The 14,943-nt window shown below is 57.1% G+C and carries 15 protein-coding genes; 1 reads left to right on the top strand and 14 read right to left on the bottom strand.

The features are described from left to right. Positions 1-83: 83 nt before the first annotated feature. From K7H09_RS22760 to K7H09_RS22735, 6 genes are all read right to left on the bottom strand, one after another. Positions 84-1,196, bottom strand: a complete 1,113-nt coding sequence (locus tag K7H09_RS22760; RefSeq protein ID WP_009286225.1) for a TRAP transporter substrate-binding protein — start codon at positions 1,194-1,196, stop codon at positions 84-86. A 169-nt stretch (positions 1,197-1,365) separates the two neighbouring features. Then, complete coding sequence (locus K7H09_RS22755; RefSeq protein WP_022521229.1) at positions 1,366-2,772, bottom strand: TRAP transporter large permease; 1,407 nt, start codon at positions 2,770-2,772, stop codon at positions 1,366-1,368. Further along, positions 2,772-3,332, bottom strand: a complete 561-nt coding sequence (locus K7H09_RS22750) for a TRAP transporter small permease subunit (RefSeq protein ID WP_009286227.1) — start codon at positions 3,330-3,332, stop codon at positions 2,772-2,774. Before K7H09_RS22750 ends, K7H09_RS22755 begins: the two co-directional genes overlap by 1 nt. A gap of 101 nt (positions 3,333-3,433) precedes the next feature. Further along, positions 3,434-4,267 (bottom strand): endonuclease/exonuclease/phosphatase family protein, encoded by an 834-nt coding sequence (locus tag K7H09_RS22745; RefSeq protein ID WP_089691363.1) that lies wholly within the window; start codon positions 4,265-4,267, stop codon positions 3,434-3,436. Positions 4,268-4,272: 5 nt separating this feature from the next. Then, complete coding sequence (locus tag K7H09_RS22740) at positions 4,273-4,905, bottom strand: thiol:disulfide interchange protein DsbA/DsbL (RefSeq protein ID WP_230806102.1); 633 nt, start codon at positions 4,903-4,905, stop codon at positions 4,273-4,275. A gap of 203 nt (positions 4,906-5,108) precedes the next feature. After that, positions 5,109-5,738: a c-type cytochrome gene (locus K7H09_RS22735; RefSeq protein ID WP_022521226.1), complete on the bottom strand. Its 630-nt coding sequence runs from the start codon at positions 5,736-5,738 to the stop codon at positions 5,109-5,111. Positions 5,739-6,088: 350 nt separating this feature from the next. On the opposite strand from K7H09_RS22735, the gene yihA reads away from it, so the two are divergent. Next, positions 6,089-6,727 (top strand): ribosome biogenesis GTP-binding protein YihA/YsxC, encoded by a 639-nt coding sequence (yihA, locus tag K7H09_RS22730; protein ID WP_009286228.1) that lies wholly within the window; start codon positions 6,089-6,091, stop codon positions 6,725-6,727. Here yihA and K7H09_RS22725 read toward each other — a convergent pair. The 8 genes from K7H09_RS22725 to K7H09_RS22690 all read right to left on the bottom strand — a co-directional run bounded on the left by K7H09_RS22725 (position 6,700) and on the right by K7H09_RS22690 (position 14,943). Then, complete coding sequence (locus tag K7H09_RS22725; RefSeq protein WP_027957989.1) at positions 6,700-7,458, bottom strand: HAD family hydrolase; 759 nt, start codon at positions 7,456-7,458, stop codon at positions 6,700-6,702. The genes yihA and K7H09_RS22725 overlap by 28 nt on opposite strands. After that, positions 7,455-8,399, bottom strand: coding sequence for a tyrosine recombinase XerC (locus tag K7H09_RS22720; protein WP_041157315.1), 945 nt, complete (start codon positions 8,397-8,399; stop codon positions 7,455-7,457). The genes K7H09_RS22725 and K7H09_RS22720 overlap by 4 nt, the downstream gene beginning before the upstream one ends. Next, complete coding sequence (locus tag K7H09_RS22715; protein ID WP_027957991.1) at positions 8,392-9,102, bottom strand: DUF484 family protein; 711 nt, start codon at positions 9,100-9,102, stop codon at positions 8,392-8,394. The genes K7H09_RS22720 and K7H09_RS22715 overlap by 8 nt, the downstream gene beginning before the upstream one ends. 16 nt (positions 9,103-9,118) lie before the next feature. Continuing rightward, positions 9,119-9,952 carry a diaminopimelate epimerase gene (dapF, locus tag K7H09_RS22710; RefSeq protein ID WP_141440343.1) on the bottom strand — a complete coding sequence of 278 codons (834 nt, stop codon included), beginning with the start codon at positions 9,950-9,952 and terminating at the stop codon, positions 9,119-9,121. Beyond that, positions 9,952-11,223, bottom strand: a complete 1,272-nt coding sequence (lysA, locus tag K7H09_RS22705; protein WP_230806100.1) for a diaminopimelate decarboxylase — start codon at positions 11,221-11,223, stop codon at positions 9,952-9,954. The genes dapF and lysA overlap by 1 nt, the downstream gene beginning before the upstream one ends. Positions 11,224-11,256: 33 nt before the next feature. Continuing rightward, a complete protein-coding gene (gene lptM, locus K7H09_RS22700; RefSeq protein WP_022521220.1) occupies positions 11,257-11,388 on the bottom strand; it encodes an LPS translocon maturation chaperone LptM in 132 nt (43 codons plus the stop codon). Beyond that, positions 11,385-12,788 (bottom strand): argininosuccinate lyase, encoded by a 1,404-nt coding sequence (gene argH, locus K7H09_RS22695; RefSeq protein ID WP_022521219.1) that lies wholly within the window; start codon positions 12,786-12,788, stop codon positions 11,385-11,387. Before argH ends, lptM begins: the two co-directional genes overlap by 4 nt. 97 nt (positions 12,789-12,885) lie before the next feature. After that, positions 12,886-14,943, bottom strand: coding sequence for a sensor domain-containing protein (locus K7H09_RS22690; RefSeq protein ID WP_230806098.1), 2,058 nt, complete (start codon positions 14,941-14,943; stop codon positions 12,886-12,888).

Here is a 14,943-nt window from a genome sequence, read left to right as displayed (position 1 = left end):
GTCAAGGCGCTGCGCGCCATGCCTGGCGCACCACACAAAAGCCGCCCGAAGGCGGCTCGTTAGTGTGCATCAAGCACGGCAAACTATTGCGCGGTGTCACCTTCCGGGTTGCGGGCGTTGTAATACGCCTGCTCGGAGATGGCGTGGTAATCCTCGACCTTCTCCTGGAACGCTTGATAGGAGTCATAGATACGCGTAGCTAATTCGCTCGATTCAGCCAGCTCGGCGACCACATCTTGAGAGTGCTCACGCGCCTGGGCCAGTACGTCATCGGGAATGCGGCGTAGCTCAACATCGTGCTCGTTCACCAGGGTTTCCAGCGCATCGTTGTTACGTGCGGTGTACTCATCCAGTACGCTCTGGTTAATGTCGCTAATAGCGGTACGCAGGATCGCCTGCAAATCCGCTGGCAGCTCCGCGAAAGCCTCTTCGTTGACAATCGCCTCAAACATGACCGTCGGCTCGTGCCAGCCTGGGTAGTAATAATAGTCGGCGGCTTGATGTAGTCCGAATGCCAGGTCGTTGTAAGGGCCAATCCACTCTGTTGCGTCAATCGCACCGGATTGCAGCGAAGTAAAGATCTCGCCGCCCGGCATATTCACAATCGCGACCCCCATGCGGCTCATCACTTCGCCACCCAGGCCCGGCATACGCATTTTCAGTCCGTCGAGGTCGGCAACCGAATTGATCTCTTTGTTGTACCAGCCACCCATCTGCACGCCTGAGGCACCCGCCACCATGACGTCAACGCCGAAGTCATCGTAGAGCTCGTTCCACAGCTCCATACCGCCGCCATAGCTTAGCCAGGCGTTCATCTCTTGAGCATTCATCCCAAACGGCACGGCGGCGAAGAACTGTGCGGCAGGCGCTTTGCCCTTCCAGTAGTAGGAGGCGGAGTGGCCTAGCTCAGCGGTACCGTCAGAAACAGCGTCAAACACCTCAAACCCCGGCACCAACTGGCCAGCACCGAAGACTTCAATGGTCAGGCGGCCATCCGACATTTCATCGACCAGCTGGGATAACCGCTCGGGCCCCTGACCAACACCTGGGAAATTTTTCGGCCAGGAGGTGACCATTTTCCAACGGAATTCTTCCTCTTGCGCCTGGGCGTGATTATCAACGCTAGAAACTGCCAACAAACTGGCGGAAAGTGCAGTCGTCATGGCGATGGCGGTAGGGAGTGTCTTGGCTTTCATACAATAACCCTCTTACTTTCTATTATTACTATTATGAGTAGGGAATACTCCGCCTAGCGTAGAACACTAGGCGGTTTACTTCAGGCCATTAATGGCTATTTACTGCTTAATTAATTAGGTTGCCACTTCTTAACGTTGATAGCAGCGATGTTTTTCAACTAACCCTTTATTAGCCAAACTGCGCTGGCAGCCACGTTGCCAACTGCGGGAAGAACGTTAGCATCAGCAACATACCCAGTTGCATTAGGATAAACGGGATAACGCCACGGTAAATAGCCGAGGTAGATACAGATGGCGGCGCTACGCCACGCAGATAGAACAGCGCAAAGCCGAACGGCGGCGTTAAGAACGACGTTTGTAGGTTAATCGCGATCATGATGCCCAGCCAAATCGGGTCAAGGCCCATGGCAAGCAAGATCGGCCCGACAATGGGCACCACCACAAAGGTGATTTCGATAAAGTCGAGAATAAAGCCGAGCAAAAAGATCACCAGCATAACGATGATCGTCGCGCCGACCACCCCACCAGGCATACCCTCGAACAGTTCGGTCACCATGTGTTCGCCGCCGTAAGCACGAAACACCAGCGAAAACAGCGCTGCACCGATCAGGATCAAAAATACCATGGTAGTCACGTGAGTGGTCGAACGCAGCACGTCCTTCAACGTCGCCCAATCGAGCTGACGATAAGCCAGCGCCAGCACTAAAGCGCCGAAGGCGCCTACCGCTGAGGCCTCGGTCGGCGTGGCAAAACCACTAAGAATCGAGCCCAGTACCGCCACAATCAGCACCACCGGTGGCACCAACCCTTTGAGCAGTAGCATGCCAATCCCTGAGGTATGACCAAGCTCGGCCATCAACTCTTCACGGTCGGCAGCAGGCGCCATATGCGGACGCAACCAGGCCACCAGGGCCACATAGACCATATACATCACGACCAGAAGTAGCCCAGGCACCAGCGCGCCCATAAACAGGTCGCCCACGGAGACCGTTTTAGGGCTGAAGATACCCATATCCAACTGCGCCTGCTGATACGCCGATGACAGCACATCACCAAGCAGTACCAAGGCAATGGAAGGCGGAATAATCTGCCCCAGCGTGCCGGTGGCGCAGATGGTGCCGGTTGCCAACGAGGTGCTGTAGCCACGCTTTAGCATGGTGGGAAGCGACATCAGCCCCATGGTGACCACCGTGGCCCCCACAATACCGGTAGAGGCAGCCATCAGCATACCCACCAGGGTCACCGAAATACCCAGGCCACCGCGCATGGCACCAAACAGCAGGGCCATGGCATCCAGCAGCGTCTCAGCCACTTTGGATTTTTCCAGCAACACGCCCATCAAGACAAATAGCGGCACCGCCAACAGCGTTTGGTTGGTCATTATGCCGTAGAGCCGGTTGGGCAAGGCGGCAAGATAGCCACTATCAAAGTTAGCGTCGATACCGATGGCTTCCAACCCGAGCCCCATCCCGGCAAACAGCAGCGCCGTGCCCGCCAGCGAAAGCGCCACGGGAAAGCCGAACATCAACACAATACAGATAACGGCAAATAAAATAACTGGCATAAATTCCAGCATCAAACACGCTCCTCAAGGTGATTGCCACCGGCAGCTCCCGGCGTTATCCGCCCGGTCATCACGTAGCCATTGCGCACAATTTCAATCACGCCTTGCACGATCATCAGCACGGCAAACAACGGTATCAAGGTTTTCAGAGCGTAGACTGCCGGAATACCGCCGTAATCGGAGGAGGTCTCCAGAATACGCCAGGAGTTGGCCACGTAGCCCAGACTGGAAGCGATGATAAAGACCATCACTGGAATCAATAGCGTGATAATGCCCACCACATTGATTAACGCCTGGCGACGCGGGGTCATGCCTCGATAGAAGATATCCACCCGCACGTGGCCGTCGTGGCGAAACGTATAGGCGGCAGCGAGCATAAACACGCTGGCGTGCATATACATCACTAGTTCTTGCATGAAGATGCTATTCACACTGAAGGCATAGCGAAGCAGTACAATCGCGAACTGAATCAACATCATAAGGATGATCAGCCACGCAAGGGTACGCCCGAACCATTCGGAAGCGCGGTCCAGCGCACCAATAAAAGCAGGTAGTTGTGTTGTGTCCGACATGGGAGTGTCTCGCGTAAAACGGCTAAGGGGATCAGCGTCCCAGACAATAGCGCATATACGCGGACAATGCAGCGCTCACGGAGTGCACAGCGTGCTTATTATTAAACGCTTGAACGAATTGCCGCTAAACAGGCCTCGGGCAAGGGTAAATCCACAGCAATCGGCAGGTGGTCAGAGAAGAGATGATCCAGCACCCGCACTTCGGCGGCCTCTAACGACTGCGACAACAAGATATGATCCAACGCATGGCGCGGCTGCCAGGAGGGGTAACTGAACAGGGGTTTAACCGGGTGCAGCGGTAGCGACGCACTAAAACGCTCGTGAGCGTGCAGTTGGTCAGGGGTGCAGTTGAGATCCCCCATGACCACCACGTGGCGCAGTGGTTGAATGATATCGCTTAAGTAGTTGAGCTGACGCACCCGGCCGCGGTGGCTTAGCGCCAGGTGGGCAACAAAGATATGCAGCGCATCAGGCCCTTCGCCAAAGCGGGCGTGAATCGCACCGCGCCCCGGCATTGCCCCCGGCAAACGGTGCTCTTCTATTTGGCTGGGTACCAAGCGCGAGAGCAAACCGTTGCTGTGCTGGGCAATGTGGCCCAGATTGCGATTGAGCTGCTGAACATGATGGGGAAACCCCGCTTGGGCAGCGAGATACTCCACCTGATTGACGCGGCTTGAGCGAAAACTACCGCCATCGACCTCTTGCAGCCCCACCACGTCAAACTTGCTCAGCACTTCGCCCATCACGTCCAGCCGCTTCTGGCGACGCGGGTTGGGCAGTAGGTGCTGCCAACTGCGCGTAAGATAGTGATGGTACGCCGAGGTCTGGATGCCCACCTGCAAATTAAAGGTCAGCAAACGCAAGTGCCCATCTTCAAACAGCGTCGAGCGTGAGCCATTGATGGCTGTTGTGTCACGCTCCCTCGCTTCACGCAACACGGTTACTCTGCGCGCTCTTCACGCACCTGCTCAACCAACGCTTCAGCGACTTTCGGCATGTTTTCCAGGCTACCGGCTGAGCTCGGCGTCACCAGAAAACGGCCATCAATCACCAGGGCAGGCACACCCATTAACTTCATTTTGCGCATACGGTTATTGGCATCATTCACTTCGCTACGCACACTAAAGTCAGTCAGCGCTTGCTTGGCCTCTTCTTCGCTGACGCCATAGTTGGCAAAGAAAGCAGCAATCTCATCGGGCTCTGTGAGCGACTGATTTTCCTGATGAATGGCGTTAAAGAAGTCGGCGTGTAGCTCCTCTTCGATACCCAGCGACTCAGCTGCATAGAATGCTGTAGCGTGGGTATTCCAATCCCCACCCATGGTGGCGGGCATTTTGACGACACTAACGTCATCGTCCAGGGTCTCGTACCACTCATTAATCGGCGTTTGCAGGCGGTAGCAGTGCGGGCAGCCAAACCAAAATACTTCGGTGACTTCAATTTGCCCGTCATCAACCTGGGTTTCTACCGGCGTTTCAAGCAGCTCATAATGTTGGCCTTCAACCACTTCCTGGGCACTCACTGCCGCAGAAAGCCCCAAACCGGCCAGTGCGACCATTAACGTTTTAAGCATCGCTCGCGTTTTAGACATTGTAAAAGTTTCTCCATGGGTAAGCGAAGGGTGAGACCGTGGATACATTAGCGGGTTCCCTCAGTTAGCAAACGTTGCCAAGAACGTTGCCTAGTGAGAACCCGCAAACGGCATAAGGAAGTATGTAGGCTGTCTATGTGTGGTTTTAAACGCCCAGGGTTAGAACGTTAGTTCAAACCCAACACTTAGTTTAAACCCAATACATAGTTAGCCACTGCTTCCATATCGTTGTCGCTCATTTTTGAAGCGATGTCGCCCATGATGTTATTGGGGCTATTGTTACGATCACCTGAGGCGAATGCCTGCAACGTTGAGACCGTGTACTGAGCGTGCTGCCCAGATAGACCGGGGTAAACGGCGCTGCCGATACCGACACCCGTTGGCGTATGGCAGGCTGAACAGGCGGGAATGCCCTTGGACATATCACCAGCGCGGTAAAGCTCTTCACCGCGAGCCAGCAACTCAGCGTCTTCGTCGCTGGTCTGGCCCAAGTTGGCATCCTGGCGCGCAAAGTGTGCTGCCACATCCCAGGCGTCCTGGTCGGAGAAGTCATCCACTTGACCGGCCATTTGGGGAACCATGCGGTTGCCGTCGCGGATATCCATAATCTGTTTCGCCAGATAGGACATCTGCTGACCCGCTAGATTAGGGAAAGCGCCCGATGGGCTAATGCCCTGTTGCCCATGACAGGCGGCACAGGTTTGGGCCATTTCCTGGCCAGCGGATGCGTCAGCATCAGCTTGATAGTCCGTTTGAGCGTGGGCGATGCCAACGGCGCCCATGGTAATTGCTAGGCTTGCCAGTAACTTTCTCATTGCTATTCCACTATGCCGTTTTATGTTTGACTGGTACGCACCCTGGGCGCTTCCCAGGTTTCACAAGTTACCAGGGTTAGCTCCGCCAATACCAACCTTCGCTAATACCAACAACGTATCGCGATGGTACACTAGCGCCCCAGGTCGCAGGTATAAACCGCTTGCATTATAACGAATCACCCCAGCGGCGGGAATGCAAGTGCTGGACTGCTTTAGGGGTAATTCGTCGCGGTACTGCTCTCAATTCTCTATCATGAGTCGCTATCATGCGTTCTACTTTATCGAAGCGATAGAGAGGTGATAGTGCGCAGAGTAGGCCGCTTTTATGTTCGTTTTTCAGGATCAACCCAATGACTACCCCCCATGATAGCCCAGTCCCTCGGCTGAACTACCCGACGGCAAGTTTTCTTATCAGCGCCCCCACCCTGGCCCTGTGCCCGGACGATACCGGCGCAGAAGTAGCCTTTGCCGGGCGTTCAAACGCGGGCAAATCCAGTGCTATCAACGCATTAACGCAACAAAATGCGTTAGCGCGCACCTCGCGCACACCGGGGCGCACCCAGCTGATCAACTTTTTCAGCGTTATGAACGACGAGTCGCGGCGTTTGGTCGACCTACCCGGCTACGGTTACGCCAAGGTACCGGAGGCGGTCAAGCTAGAGTGGCAAAAGCACCTAGCCGAGTACCTGCGCAACCGTTTCAGTCTACGCGGCTTAGTACTGCTAATGGACGTGCGCCACCCGCTCACCGAGTTCGACCAAATGATGCTCGATTATGCTGACCAGCGCGGAATGCCGGTGCATATTTTGCTCACCAAAGCCGACAAACTGAAAAAAGGCCCTGCCAGCGCTGCGTTGCAAAAAGTGCGCTCACGCTTGAAAGAGTGGGAAGACCTCGTCTCTGTTCAGCTGTTCTCTTCACTCAAGCGCGACGGCGTCGATACGCTGTCCCAGAAACTCAATCAGTGGCTGTATACACCGCCAGAATGATGCGCCTCTAACTTCTCGAGAATGCTGGGCAGCTCTTTAATATGGGCAATACGATGCACGCGCGTGGGGAGCGGTTGATCCTCTGTTTCAGAAATCCATACCGCGTGCATGCCCAACTGCTGGGCGGGTAACACGTCCTCCTGCCACGAATCGCCCACGTGCATAGCGCACTCGGGGGCGACGTTTAAGCGCGACAGCGCGGTGAGGAACGGCGTCGGATCAGGCTTGGGCGCCAGTAACTCGCCCGCGGCAATGGCTACCGGAAAGTAGCCAGCCAGCGGCTGACGTTTAAGATGAATATTACCGTTGGTGATCGCCGCCAACTGATAGCGCTCTGCCAGGGCAGCCAGCAGTCCGGCCGCTTCTGGATGGGGCGTAACCTGCACGCGCAGGCGGTGAAACTCATTCATCGCTGCTGCTGCCCACATCAACGCAGCACTGCGGTGCAGACCTGCGTGTTCTAACTGGGCCTCCAGTGAGCGCAAACGTAGCCAAGTGAAGTCGCCGCGCCGTTCGGGCACCTCTTTTGCCAACTGTTGACGGCGCTGCAGATAATCCAGCCCGCCGCTTTCGTGGGATAACGCCAGCGCTGTTTCCTGGCGTGCCGCTCGCCATGCCTCAAGTGCCTCCAGTAGCCAGCGGTAGTGGCCCTCTTCGGTACGCGCCATGACTCCGTGGTTGTCCCATAGGGTGTCGTCCAAATCGAAGGTAATGGCCTGCAGCATCGTCATGGTTTGCTCCTGGGGCTATTCTTACTGTCGTTGGGGCCTCGTTTAGCACGGGGGTGCGCTGCGTCGTAGCTGGTCGCCAGATGCTGCCAATCAAGCCGGGTGTAGATTTGCGTGGTCGATAGATTGGCGTGCCCCAACAGCTCTTGCACGGCGCGCAGATCCTGGCTCGACTCCAACAGGTGACTGGCAAAGGAGTGCCGCAAACGGTGCGGGTGCAGGTGTTCGGGCAAGCCACGGGCAATCGACAGCTGAGCTAAACGCTTTTGAATGGCACGATGGCCCAAGCGCTGCCCGCGCTGGCCCACAAATAGCGCCTGCTCAGTAATAGGTGCCAGCGCTGAGCGACATCCCAGCCACTCAGCCAGCGCCTGCTGGGCGCGGCGCCCTACCGGCACCTGACGCGGCTTGCCGCCTTTGCCGATCACCCTTACCCGGCTATTCTGCAAATCGCCCAAATCAAGCGCCGCCAGCTCCGCCAAGCGCAGGCCACTGGAGTAAAACAGTTCAAGAATAGCCTGATCTCGCACGCCCAGCGGCGAGCCATCGTGGGGGGTATCGAGAAAGCGCGCCAGGGCGTCGACATCCACCGGGCGCGGCAGGTGGCTGGGCTGTTTGGGCGTACGCAGTAGTCCCACCGGGTTATCGACCAGCACACCCTGCTTGACCAGGTAATCGGCGAAGCGGGAAAGTGCCGCCCGCCGCCGGGCCAGGCTTCTAGGCGCCAGCCCCCGGCTACGCTCCGACCCCAGAAAAGCCCGCAGCAGGGCGGTGTCTAACGCTGCAGGATTTGTCACATCGCGTCGCTCGGTGAAGTTACACAGTGCGGCCAAATCATGCTGATAAGCCGCCACCGTGGCAGGGCTAGCATGGGACGCCAGCGCTGCTAAAAAAGCCTCAACGCGCTTGGCTATCGTTATTTCCGTTGGGAGAGCTTCAGCCATAGTCGCCCAGGCGCACCAGCAGGCGCGCGACGATATCGCCCAAGTACTCAGTGAACAGCGTATCCATGCTGGCCCGATAAGCATCGGGGCTGGGGCTGGCCAGTAGCAAATAACCCAAAGGATCACCCGCCGAGAGCCGTGAAATCGCACAGGAACCGGCTTTGCGCGGCGCTTTGACATGGGGCAGCAAGCACTTCCAGTCGCTGACGCTAAGCTTCACACAACGGCTGGTGCGGCCATCCAGCAGCGCCGACAGCCGCGTGCTGGCATGTTGATCAAGCACGTGCCGTGGCGGTTGAGGCGGCGTCGGTTCACTATCGCTTAACGTGGCCGGACACCACAGCGCCATGGCCGGGGTTTCAAAGCGCTCGCTAAGCTGAGTGGCCAATGCTTGCGCCAGCGCATCGCGATCCGGCGCTTCCACCAGGGCTATCAACGTTTCCCGCAACCGGCGGTACTGGGACTCGTTATGGCGAGCAGTTTCCAGCAGGTGCTCCAGGCGGCCCTCGGCGGTTTCCGCGCGCTTGCGCAGATCTAACACCAGGCGCTCGAGCAGTGACACCGACCCGTCGATATGCGGATGGGGAACCTGCAGTTGCTGCAGAAGCCCTTCCCGGCCGACGAAAAAATCGGGATGGCGCGCCAGCCAGAACGCCACTTGATCAGGCTCGAGCGTTTTGCGGGGTTCAGGGGCTTGTGACATCGCCGTTCTCCTCGAATTAATTAAGTGCTACGCGGCCATCGAAGACGCGTGTAGCTGGCCCCACCATCGTTAGCGCCCCTTCAGGGTCAGGCCACTCAATGCTGAGCTCTCCACCGGGTAAATGGACTTTTACGGGGCTTTTCAGCAGCCCCTGGCGAATACCGCTGGCCACTGCAGCGCAGGCACCAGTACCGCAGGCCAGCGTTTCGCCACTGCCGCGCTCATACACGCGCAAACGAATTTCACTGGGCGAGAGTACCTGCATAAAGCCCACGTTAACACGCTTGGGAAAACGCGGATGCGCCTCGACCAATGGCCCGAGGCGTTCCACCGGGGCGCTATCAACGCTCTCAACCTGCATCACAGCATGTGGGTTGCCCATAGAGACCACGCCGATCTGCAGCGTTTCATCACCCACTTGTAACTGATGCAGGGGTTGATCCCCAGGGGCATCGAACGGCAGCGCCAAAGGGCTAAACCGCGGGCGACCCATATCCACTCGCACCATGCCGTCGTGCTGCACGGTCAGCACTAACGGGCCCCCGGCGGTTTCTACGTGGATTTCATGCTTGTGGGTCAATCGCTGATCGCGCACGAAGCGGGCAAAGCAGCGTGCGCCGTTGCCACAATTTTCCACTTCACTGCCGTCAGCATTGTAAATGCGGTAGCGAAAATCCATCTCTGGATCCCGGGGCGGTTCGACGAGCAACAACTGATCAAAGCCAATGCCGAAACGTCGGTCTGCCAGTGCACGAATCTGAGCTTCGTCCAACCGGGCGCGCTGAGTGACCAGGTCCACCATGACAAAGTCATTACCCAGGCCATGCATTTTGGTGAAGTGTAACAGCATCAACGCCCCCCTTCGGGCAGCAGCGCTTCACCCGCCCACAGACTGGCAACGGTTTCCCGCGCGCGCACCACATGGCAGCTGTCGCCATCAACCATTAGCTCAGCGGCGCGAGGGCGACTGTTGTAGTTCGACGCCATGACAAAGCCGTAGGCCCCCGCCGAACGCACTGCTAGCAGATCACCTTCGTCAATCGCCAGCTCGCGCTCCTTACCCAGGAAGTCACCCGTTTCACACACTGGGCCCACTACGTCGTAAAGGGCGCTTTCGCGTGTTTGACGAGTATCCACCGGCACAATCGCCTGCCAGGCCTGGTACAGCGCCGGGCGAATCAGGTCATTCATGGCCGCATCGACAATGGCGAAGTTCTTGGTCTCTCCGGGCTTGAGAAACTCTACCCGAGTGAGCATGACACCCGCATTGGCGGCGATGGAGCGACCGGGTTCAAACAGCAACGTAAGCGCTTCGCCACCTTCCCAACGCGAAAGCCGCGCCAGCAGTTGGCTAGCGTAATCAAACGGCTGGGGCGGCTTTTCATCGCGGTAAGGCACGCCTAAACCGCCGCCTAAATCGAGGTGCTCGATTTCGATGCCCCGCTCACGCAACCGTTCCATAAGCACCAGCAGGCGATCGAGGGCGTCCAGGAAAGGCGCGGTTTCAGTTAGCTGTGAACCGATGTGACAGTCGAGCCCCTTCACCTGCAAATTGGGCAGGCTTGCGGCTAGTTCGTAAACCGCCAGCGCTTCATCCACCGGGATGCCGAACTTATTATCCTTCAAACCGGTGGAGATATACGGATGAGTACCCGCATCCACGTCTGGGTTGACCCGCAACGAGACCGGGGCAATTTTACCCAGCTCACCGGCAACGCGATTCAAGCGTTCAAGCTCCGGGCGTGACTCAACGTTAAAGCACTTAATGCCCACGTCCAGCGCACGAACCATTTCATGGGGCTGCTTGGCAACGCCCGAAAACACTACTTTCGCCGGGTCGCTACCGGCTTTTAGCACCCGCTCAAGCTCGCCAATGGAAACAATATCGAACCCCGCGCCCAGCTTGGCCAACAGGCCCAGCACCGCCAGGTTGGAGTTGGCCTTCACCGCGTAACAAATTAGGTGCGGGTGGCCACCCAGTGCTTCGGTATAGGCGCGAAAGTGACGTTCAAACGTCGCTTTTGAGTAGACGTAGCAGGGCGTGCCGTACTCGTCAGCAATGCGTGACAAAGGCACGTCTTCAGCGTACAGCACGCCATCGCGGTAATTAAAATAGTCCATGGTGCTCTCCCCTTCTCCTGGGCCTGCAGCTATCTATTCAGACGCCTGGGCAGATTGCTCGTCAGCGGGTGCATCTTCCGGCAGATAAAGCGGCCCTTTTTGCCCACAGCCAACAACCGCGGTTAACAGCAGCGCCGAAAGGGCCATGATTGCCAGCGTTTTCATGCGCCCGCCTTGAGCGCACTCAGCGCCTCACGCGCTCGCTGGGCAGCTGCCCGCACCTGGTTGGGTGCTGTGCCACCAATATGGTTCCGGGCGGCTACCGAGCCTTCCAGGGTCAACACCTCGAACACATCCTGCTCGATGGTATCGGAGAACTGTTTGAGCTCATCCAGGCTCATCTCAGACAGGTCTTTTTCGCTTTTAAGACCATACGCCACCGACTGCCCGACGATTTCGTGGGCGTCGCGGAAGGCCACGCCTTTGCGCACCAGGTAGTCGGCCAAGTCCGTAGCGGTAGAGAAACCACGCCGCGCCGCTTCGTACATGCTGGCTTTCTTGGGTTCAATGGCGGGCACCATATCGGCGAACGCTTTTAAGCAGTCGCGCACGGTATCCACTGCATCGAACAGCGGCTCTTTATCTTCCTGATTGTCTTTGTTGTAGGCCAACGGCTGCGATTTCATCAGCGTTAGCAACGACATCAGGTGGCCGTACACGCGCCCGGTTTTGCCGCGTACCAGCTCAGGCACGTCGGGGTTTTTCTTCTGCGGCATGATCGAAGAGCCGGTGCAGAAGCGGTCGGGCAGGTCGATAAAGTTGAACTGGGCGCTGGTCCATAGCACCAGTTCTTCGCTCATGCGCGACAGGTGCATTAGTAGGATGCTGGCAAAGCTGGTGAATTCGATAGCGAAGTCACGATCCGAGACCGCGTCCAGAGAGTTTTCTGTTGGACGGTCAAAGCCTAATAGTTCCGCTGTCACGTGGCGGTCGATGGGATAGGTAGTGCCAGCCAGGGCGGCAGCACCCAGCGGCATTACGTTGACGCGCTTGCGGCAGTCCAGCAGGCGCTCGTGATCCCGGGCCAGCATCTCTTGCCAAGCCAGAATATGGTGGCCAAAGGTGACCGGCTGGGCGGTTTGCAGGTGGGTAAAGCCGGGCATAATGGTCTCGGCTTCACGATCAGCCAGTTCGATCATGCCTTCACGCAGACGCTTGAGTTCCACTTCGATAACGTCGATCTCATCGCGCATAAACAGGCGAATATCGGTGGCGACCTGGTCGTTGCGCGAGCGCCCGGTGTGGAGTTTTTTGCCGGTAATACCGATCTTTTCAGTCAGCCGCGCTTCGATGTTCATATGCACATCTTCCAGCGGCACCGACCAGTTAAACTCGCCGCGCTCGATCTCGCCCTGAATCTCGTTCAGGCCATTAATAATCGCATCACGCTCGTCATCGGTGAGCACGCCTACCCGGGCCAGCATAGTGGCGTGGGCGATGGAGCCCTGGATGTCCTGGGGGGCCAGGCGCTGGTCGAAATTAACTGACGCGGTGAAGCGTGCAACAAAGGCATCGGTGGGCTCGCTAAAGCGACCGCCCCAAGACTGATTCGTGGCTTGGCTCATCGAAGATATATCCTGCTGACAAAACAATGGAGTCGTTAGCAGAAAGTGTACCAGAGTCGCCCCGGTCAGCGGCACGCCGTTTTTATTTCTGTGGCGGCTAAAAGCGTGACGTTACGACGGCAGGTGGTTTGTGGAGAAACGCGTGCAGGGCACTTAGGGACATGGGGCGGGCAAAGTAGTAGCCCTGATAGTAGTCACAGTGACGCTGCTGCAGGTAGCCAAACTGCTCTGCCGTTTCTACGCCTTCTATCAACACTTCGAGCCCCATTTTCCCCGCCATGGCGACCACGCCGTCGATAATAGCGGCATCGTGGCGGTCTGAAATCACATCGCGCACAAAGGATCGGTCAATCTTGATGCGATTAATCGGCAGCCGCTTTAAATAGCTTAGGCTAGAGAAGCCGGTGCCAAAATCGTCTAGTGCAATCAGGACTCCCAGCGCTCGCAAATTCTTTAACGCCTGGATTGCTTGTTCGGCGCTATCCATCAGCACCCCCTCGGTAAGCTCCAGCTCTAACAACGCTGGCGTTAGACCGCTGCTCGCCAGCACCTGCTCAATGGAGGTGAGGAAGCCAGGGCGTTGAAACTGCATAGGCGAAATATTGACCGCCATGGTGATCTCGCCTAACCCCAGGCCATTGAGCTGCTGGGCATCGCGACAGGCAGTAGCCAACACCCACTCGCTAATGGGAATGATCTGACTAGTATCCTCGGCAAGGCTAATAAAATCAGATGGTGGGATATTGCCGCGCTCAGGGTGCTGCCAGCGGATCAGCGCTTCAACCCCCACCACGCGACCGCTTGGCGCGTGAATCTGCGGCTGGTAATGAAGCTCGAACTGCTGCTGCTCAATGGCTTGCTGTAGCGCGCTGCGTAAGCTAACCCGTTCGCTCACCTTGCGGTTCAAGTCTTCGGTATACCAGTGGTAGGTATTGCGCCCGCGCCGTTTGGCTTTATACATTGCCAAATCCGCCTGCTGAATAAGCTGGCGGGGGTTGTCCATGCTGCCGTCATTGATGGCAATCCCGATACTGGCGGTGATGCGCAGCTCGCTGTCGCGGTACCAGTAGGGCGGCGAAAGCCCCTGGAGAACCCGCTCGACCACCTGTATAACATCGTCCTGATGGGCTAGATCCGGCAACAACACCACAAACTCATCGCTGCCAAAACGCGCGACGGTGTCCCAGGGGCGCAGTTCATTCTCCAACCGCCTGGCCACTTCAACCAGAATAAAGTCGCCCACTTCATGGCCCAAGGTATCGTTGATCGGCTTAAAATCGTCCAGGTCAATAAACAGCACGGCTATATAGCGATGGTAGCGGCGCGCCATCACGCCCCCCTCTTCCAAGCGCTGACCAAGTAACAAGCGGTTGGGCAGCCCGGTCAAGGCGTCGTGATGGGCGTTATGGTCGAGTTGAGCCTGATATTCGCGCTGTTCAGAGATATCATTCTGTACGCCGACAAAGTGGGTCACTTGGCCGTTCTCATCGCGTACAGGTGAAATGTGCAAGTCGTTCCAAAAAACCGTGCCGTCATGCCGATAGTTACGGATGACCACGTGTACTTCACGCTGCTCGGCAATCCCTACCTGTAGCTGCTTGACGGTGGCGGGGTCGGTCTCTTCCCCCTGTAGGAAACGGCAGTTACGCCCCAGTGCCTGGTTGCGCGAATAGCCGGTAATGCGCTCAAAGGCAGCGTTGACGTAAACCAGAGGCAGATCGCTGCTCTGAGCATCGACAATAAGAACACCATTGGTGCTTGATTCAACGCTACGCTCCAATAATTTTAGCTGTTGTTCGCTGGCTTTACGCCGCGTAATCACCCGGGCGATTACGTAAATCACGTCCTCCCCCAACGACGGCGAAATTTCTAACCAGTGCTGCTTGCCGATTGCGGAAACAGCGCGCACCTCAAAAGGAATGACCTTTTCGCCTTGATGCACTCGCTGTAACGCCCGTTCGATCACCGGGTGGTCAAGGGGGTTAATGACGACACCACAGGAACGCCCGATCAACTGTTCAGAGGTATATCCCAGCAGCGTCTCGAAGGCTGGATTGACTTGCAGCAGCGTGCCTTTAAAGTCGATACAGCAGAACAGATCCCGTGAAAGCAGGAAAAACTGGTCAAGCTGGCCGCGGGGTAACACTGAGGACAT

The sequence above is a fragment of the Halomonas sp. IOP_14 genome, assembly GCF_021021315.1.
GTDB lineage: Bacteria > Pseudomonadota > Gammaproteobacteria > Pseudomonadales > Halomonadaceae > Vreelandella > Vreelandella titanicae.
This window is presented reverse-complemented; position numbering and strand designations above follow the sequence as displayed.

Coding starts and splice junctions, on each gene's coding strand:
- K7H09_RS22760 (WP_009286225.1), bottom strand. CDS start 1,196: ATGAAAGCCAAGACACTCCCTACCGCCATCGCCATGACGACTGCACTT.
- K7H09_RS22755 (WP_022521229.1), bottom strand. CDS start 2,772: ATGCTGGAATTTATGCCAGTTATTTTATTTGCCGTTATCTGTATTGTG.
- K7H09_RS22750 (WP_009286227.1), bottom strand. CDS start 3,332: ATGTCGGACACAACACAACTACCTGCTTTTATTGGTGCGCTGGACCGC.
- K7H09_RS22740 (WP_230806102.1), bottom strand. CDS start 4,905: ATGCTTAAAACGTTAATGGTCGCACTGGCCGGTTTGGGGCTTTCTGCG.
- K7H09_RS22735 (WP_022521226.1), bottom strand. CDS start 5,738: ATGAGAAAGTTACTGGCAAGCCTAGCAATTACCATGGGCGCCGTTGGC.
- yihA (WP_009286228.1), top strand. CDS start 6,089: ATGACTACCCCCCATGATAGCCCAGTCCCTCGGCTGAACTACCCGACG.
- K7H09_RS22725 (WP_027957989.1), bottom strand. CDS start 7,458: ATGACGATGCTGCAGGCCATTACCTTCGATTTGGACGACACCCTATGG.
- K7H09_RS22720 (WP_041157315.1), bottom strand. CDS start 8,399: ATGGCTGAAGCTCTCCCAACGGAAATAACGATAGCCAAGCGCGTTGAG.
- K7H09_RS22715 (WP_027957991.1), bottom strand. CDS start 9,102: ATGTCACAAGCCCCTGAACCCCGCAAAACGCTCGAGCCTGATCAAGTG.
- dapF (WP_141440343.1), bottom strand. CDS start 9,952: ATGCTGTTACACTTCACCAAAATGCATGGCCTGGGTAATGACTTTGTC.
- lysA (WP_230806100.1), bottom strand. CDS start 11,223: ATGGACTATTTTAATTACCGCGATGGCGTGCTGTACGCTGAAGACGTG.
- lptM (WP_022521220.1), bottom strand. CDS start 11,388: ATGAAAACGCTGGCAATCATGGCCCTTTCGGCGCTGCTGTTAACCGCG.
- argH (WP_022521219.1), bottom strand. CDS start 12,788: ATGAGCCAAGCCACGAATCAGTCTTGGGGCGGTCGCTTTAGCGAGCCC.
- K7H09_RS22690 (WP_230806098.1), bottom strand. CDS start 14,943: ATGTCCTCAGTGTTACCCCGCGGCCAGCTTGACCAGTTTTTCCTGCTT.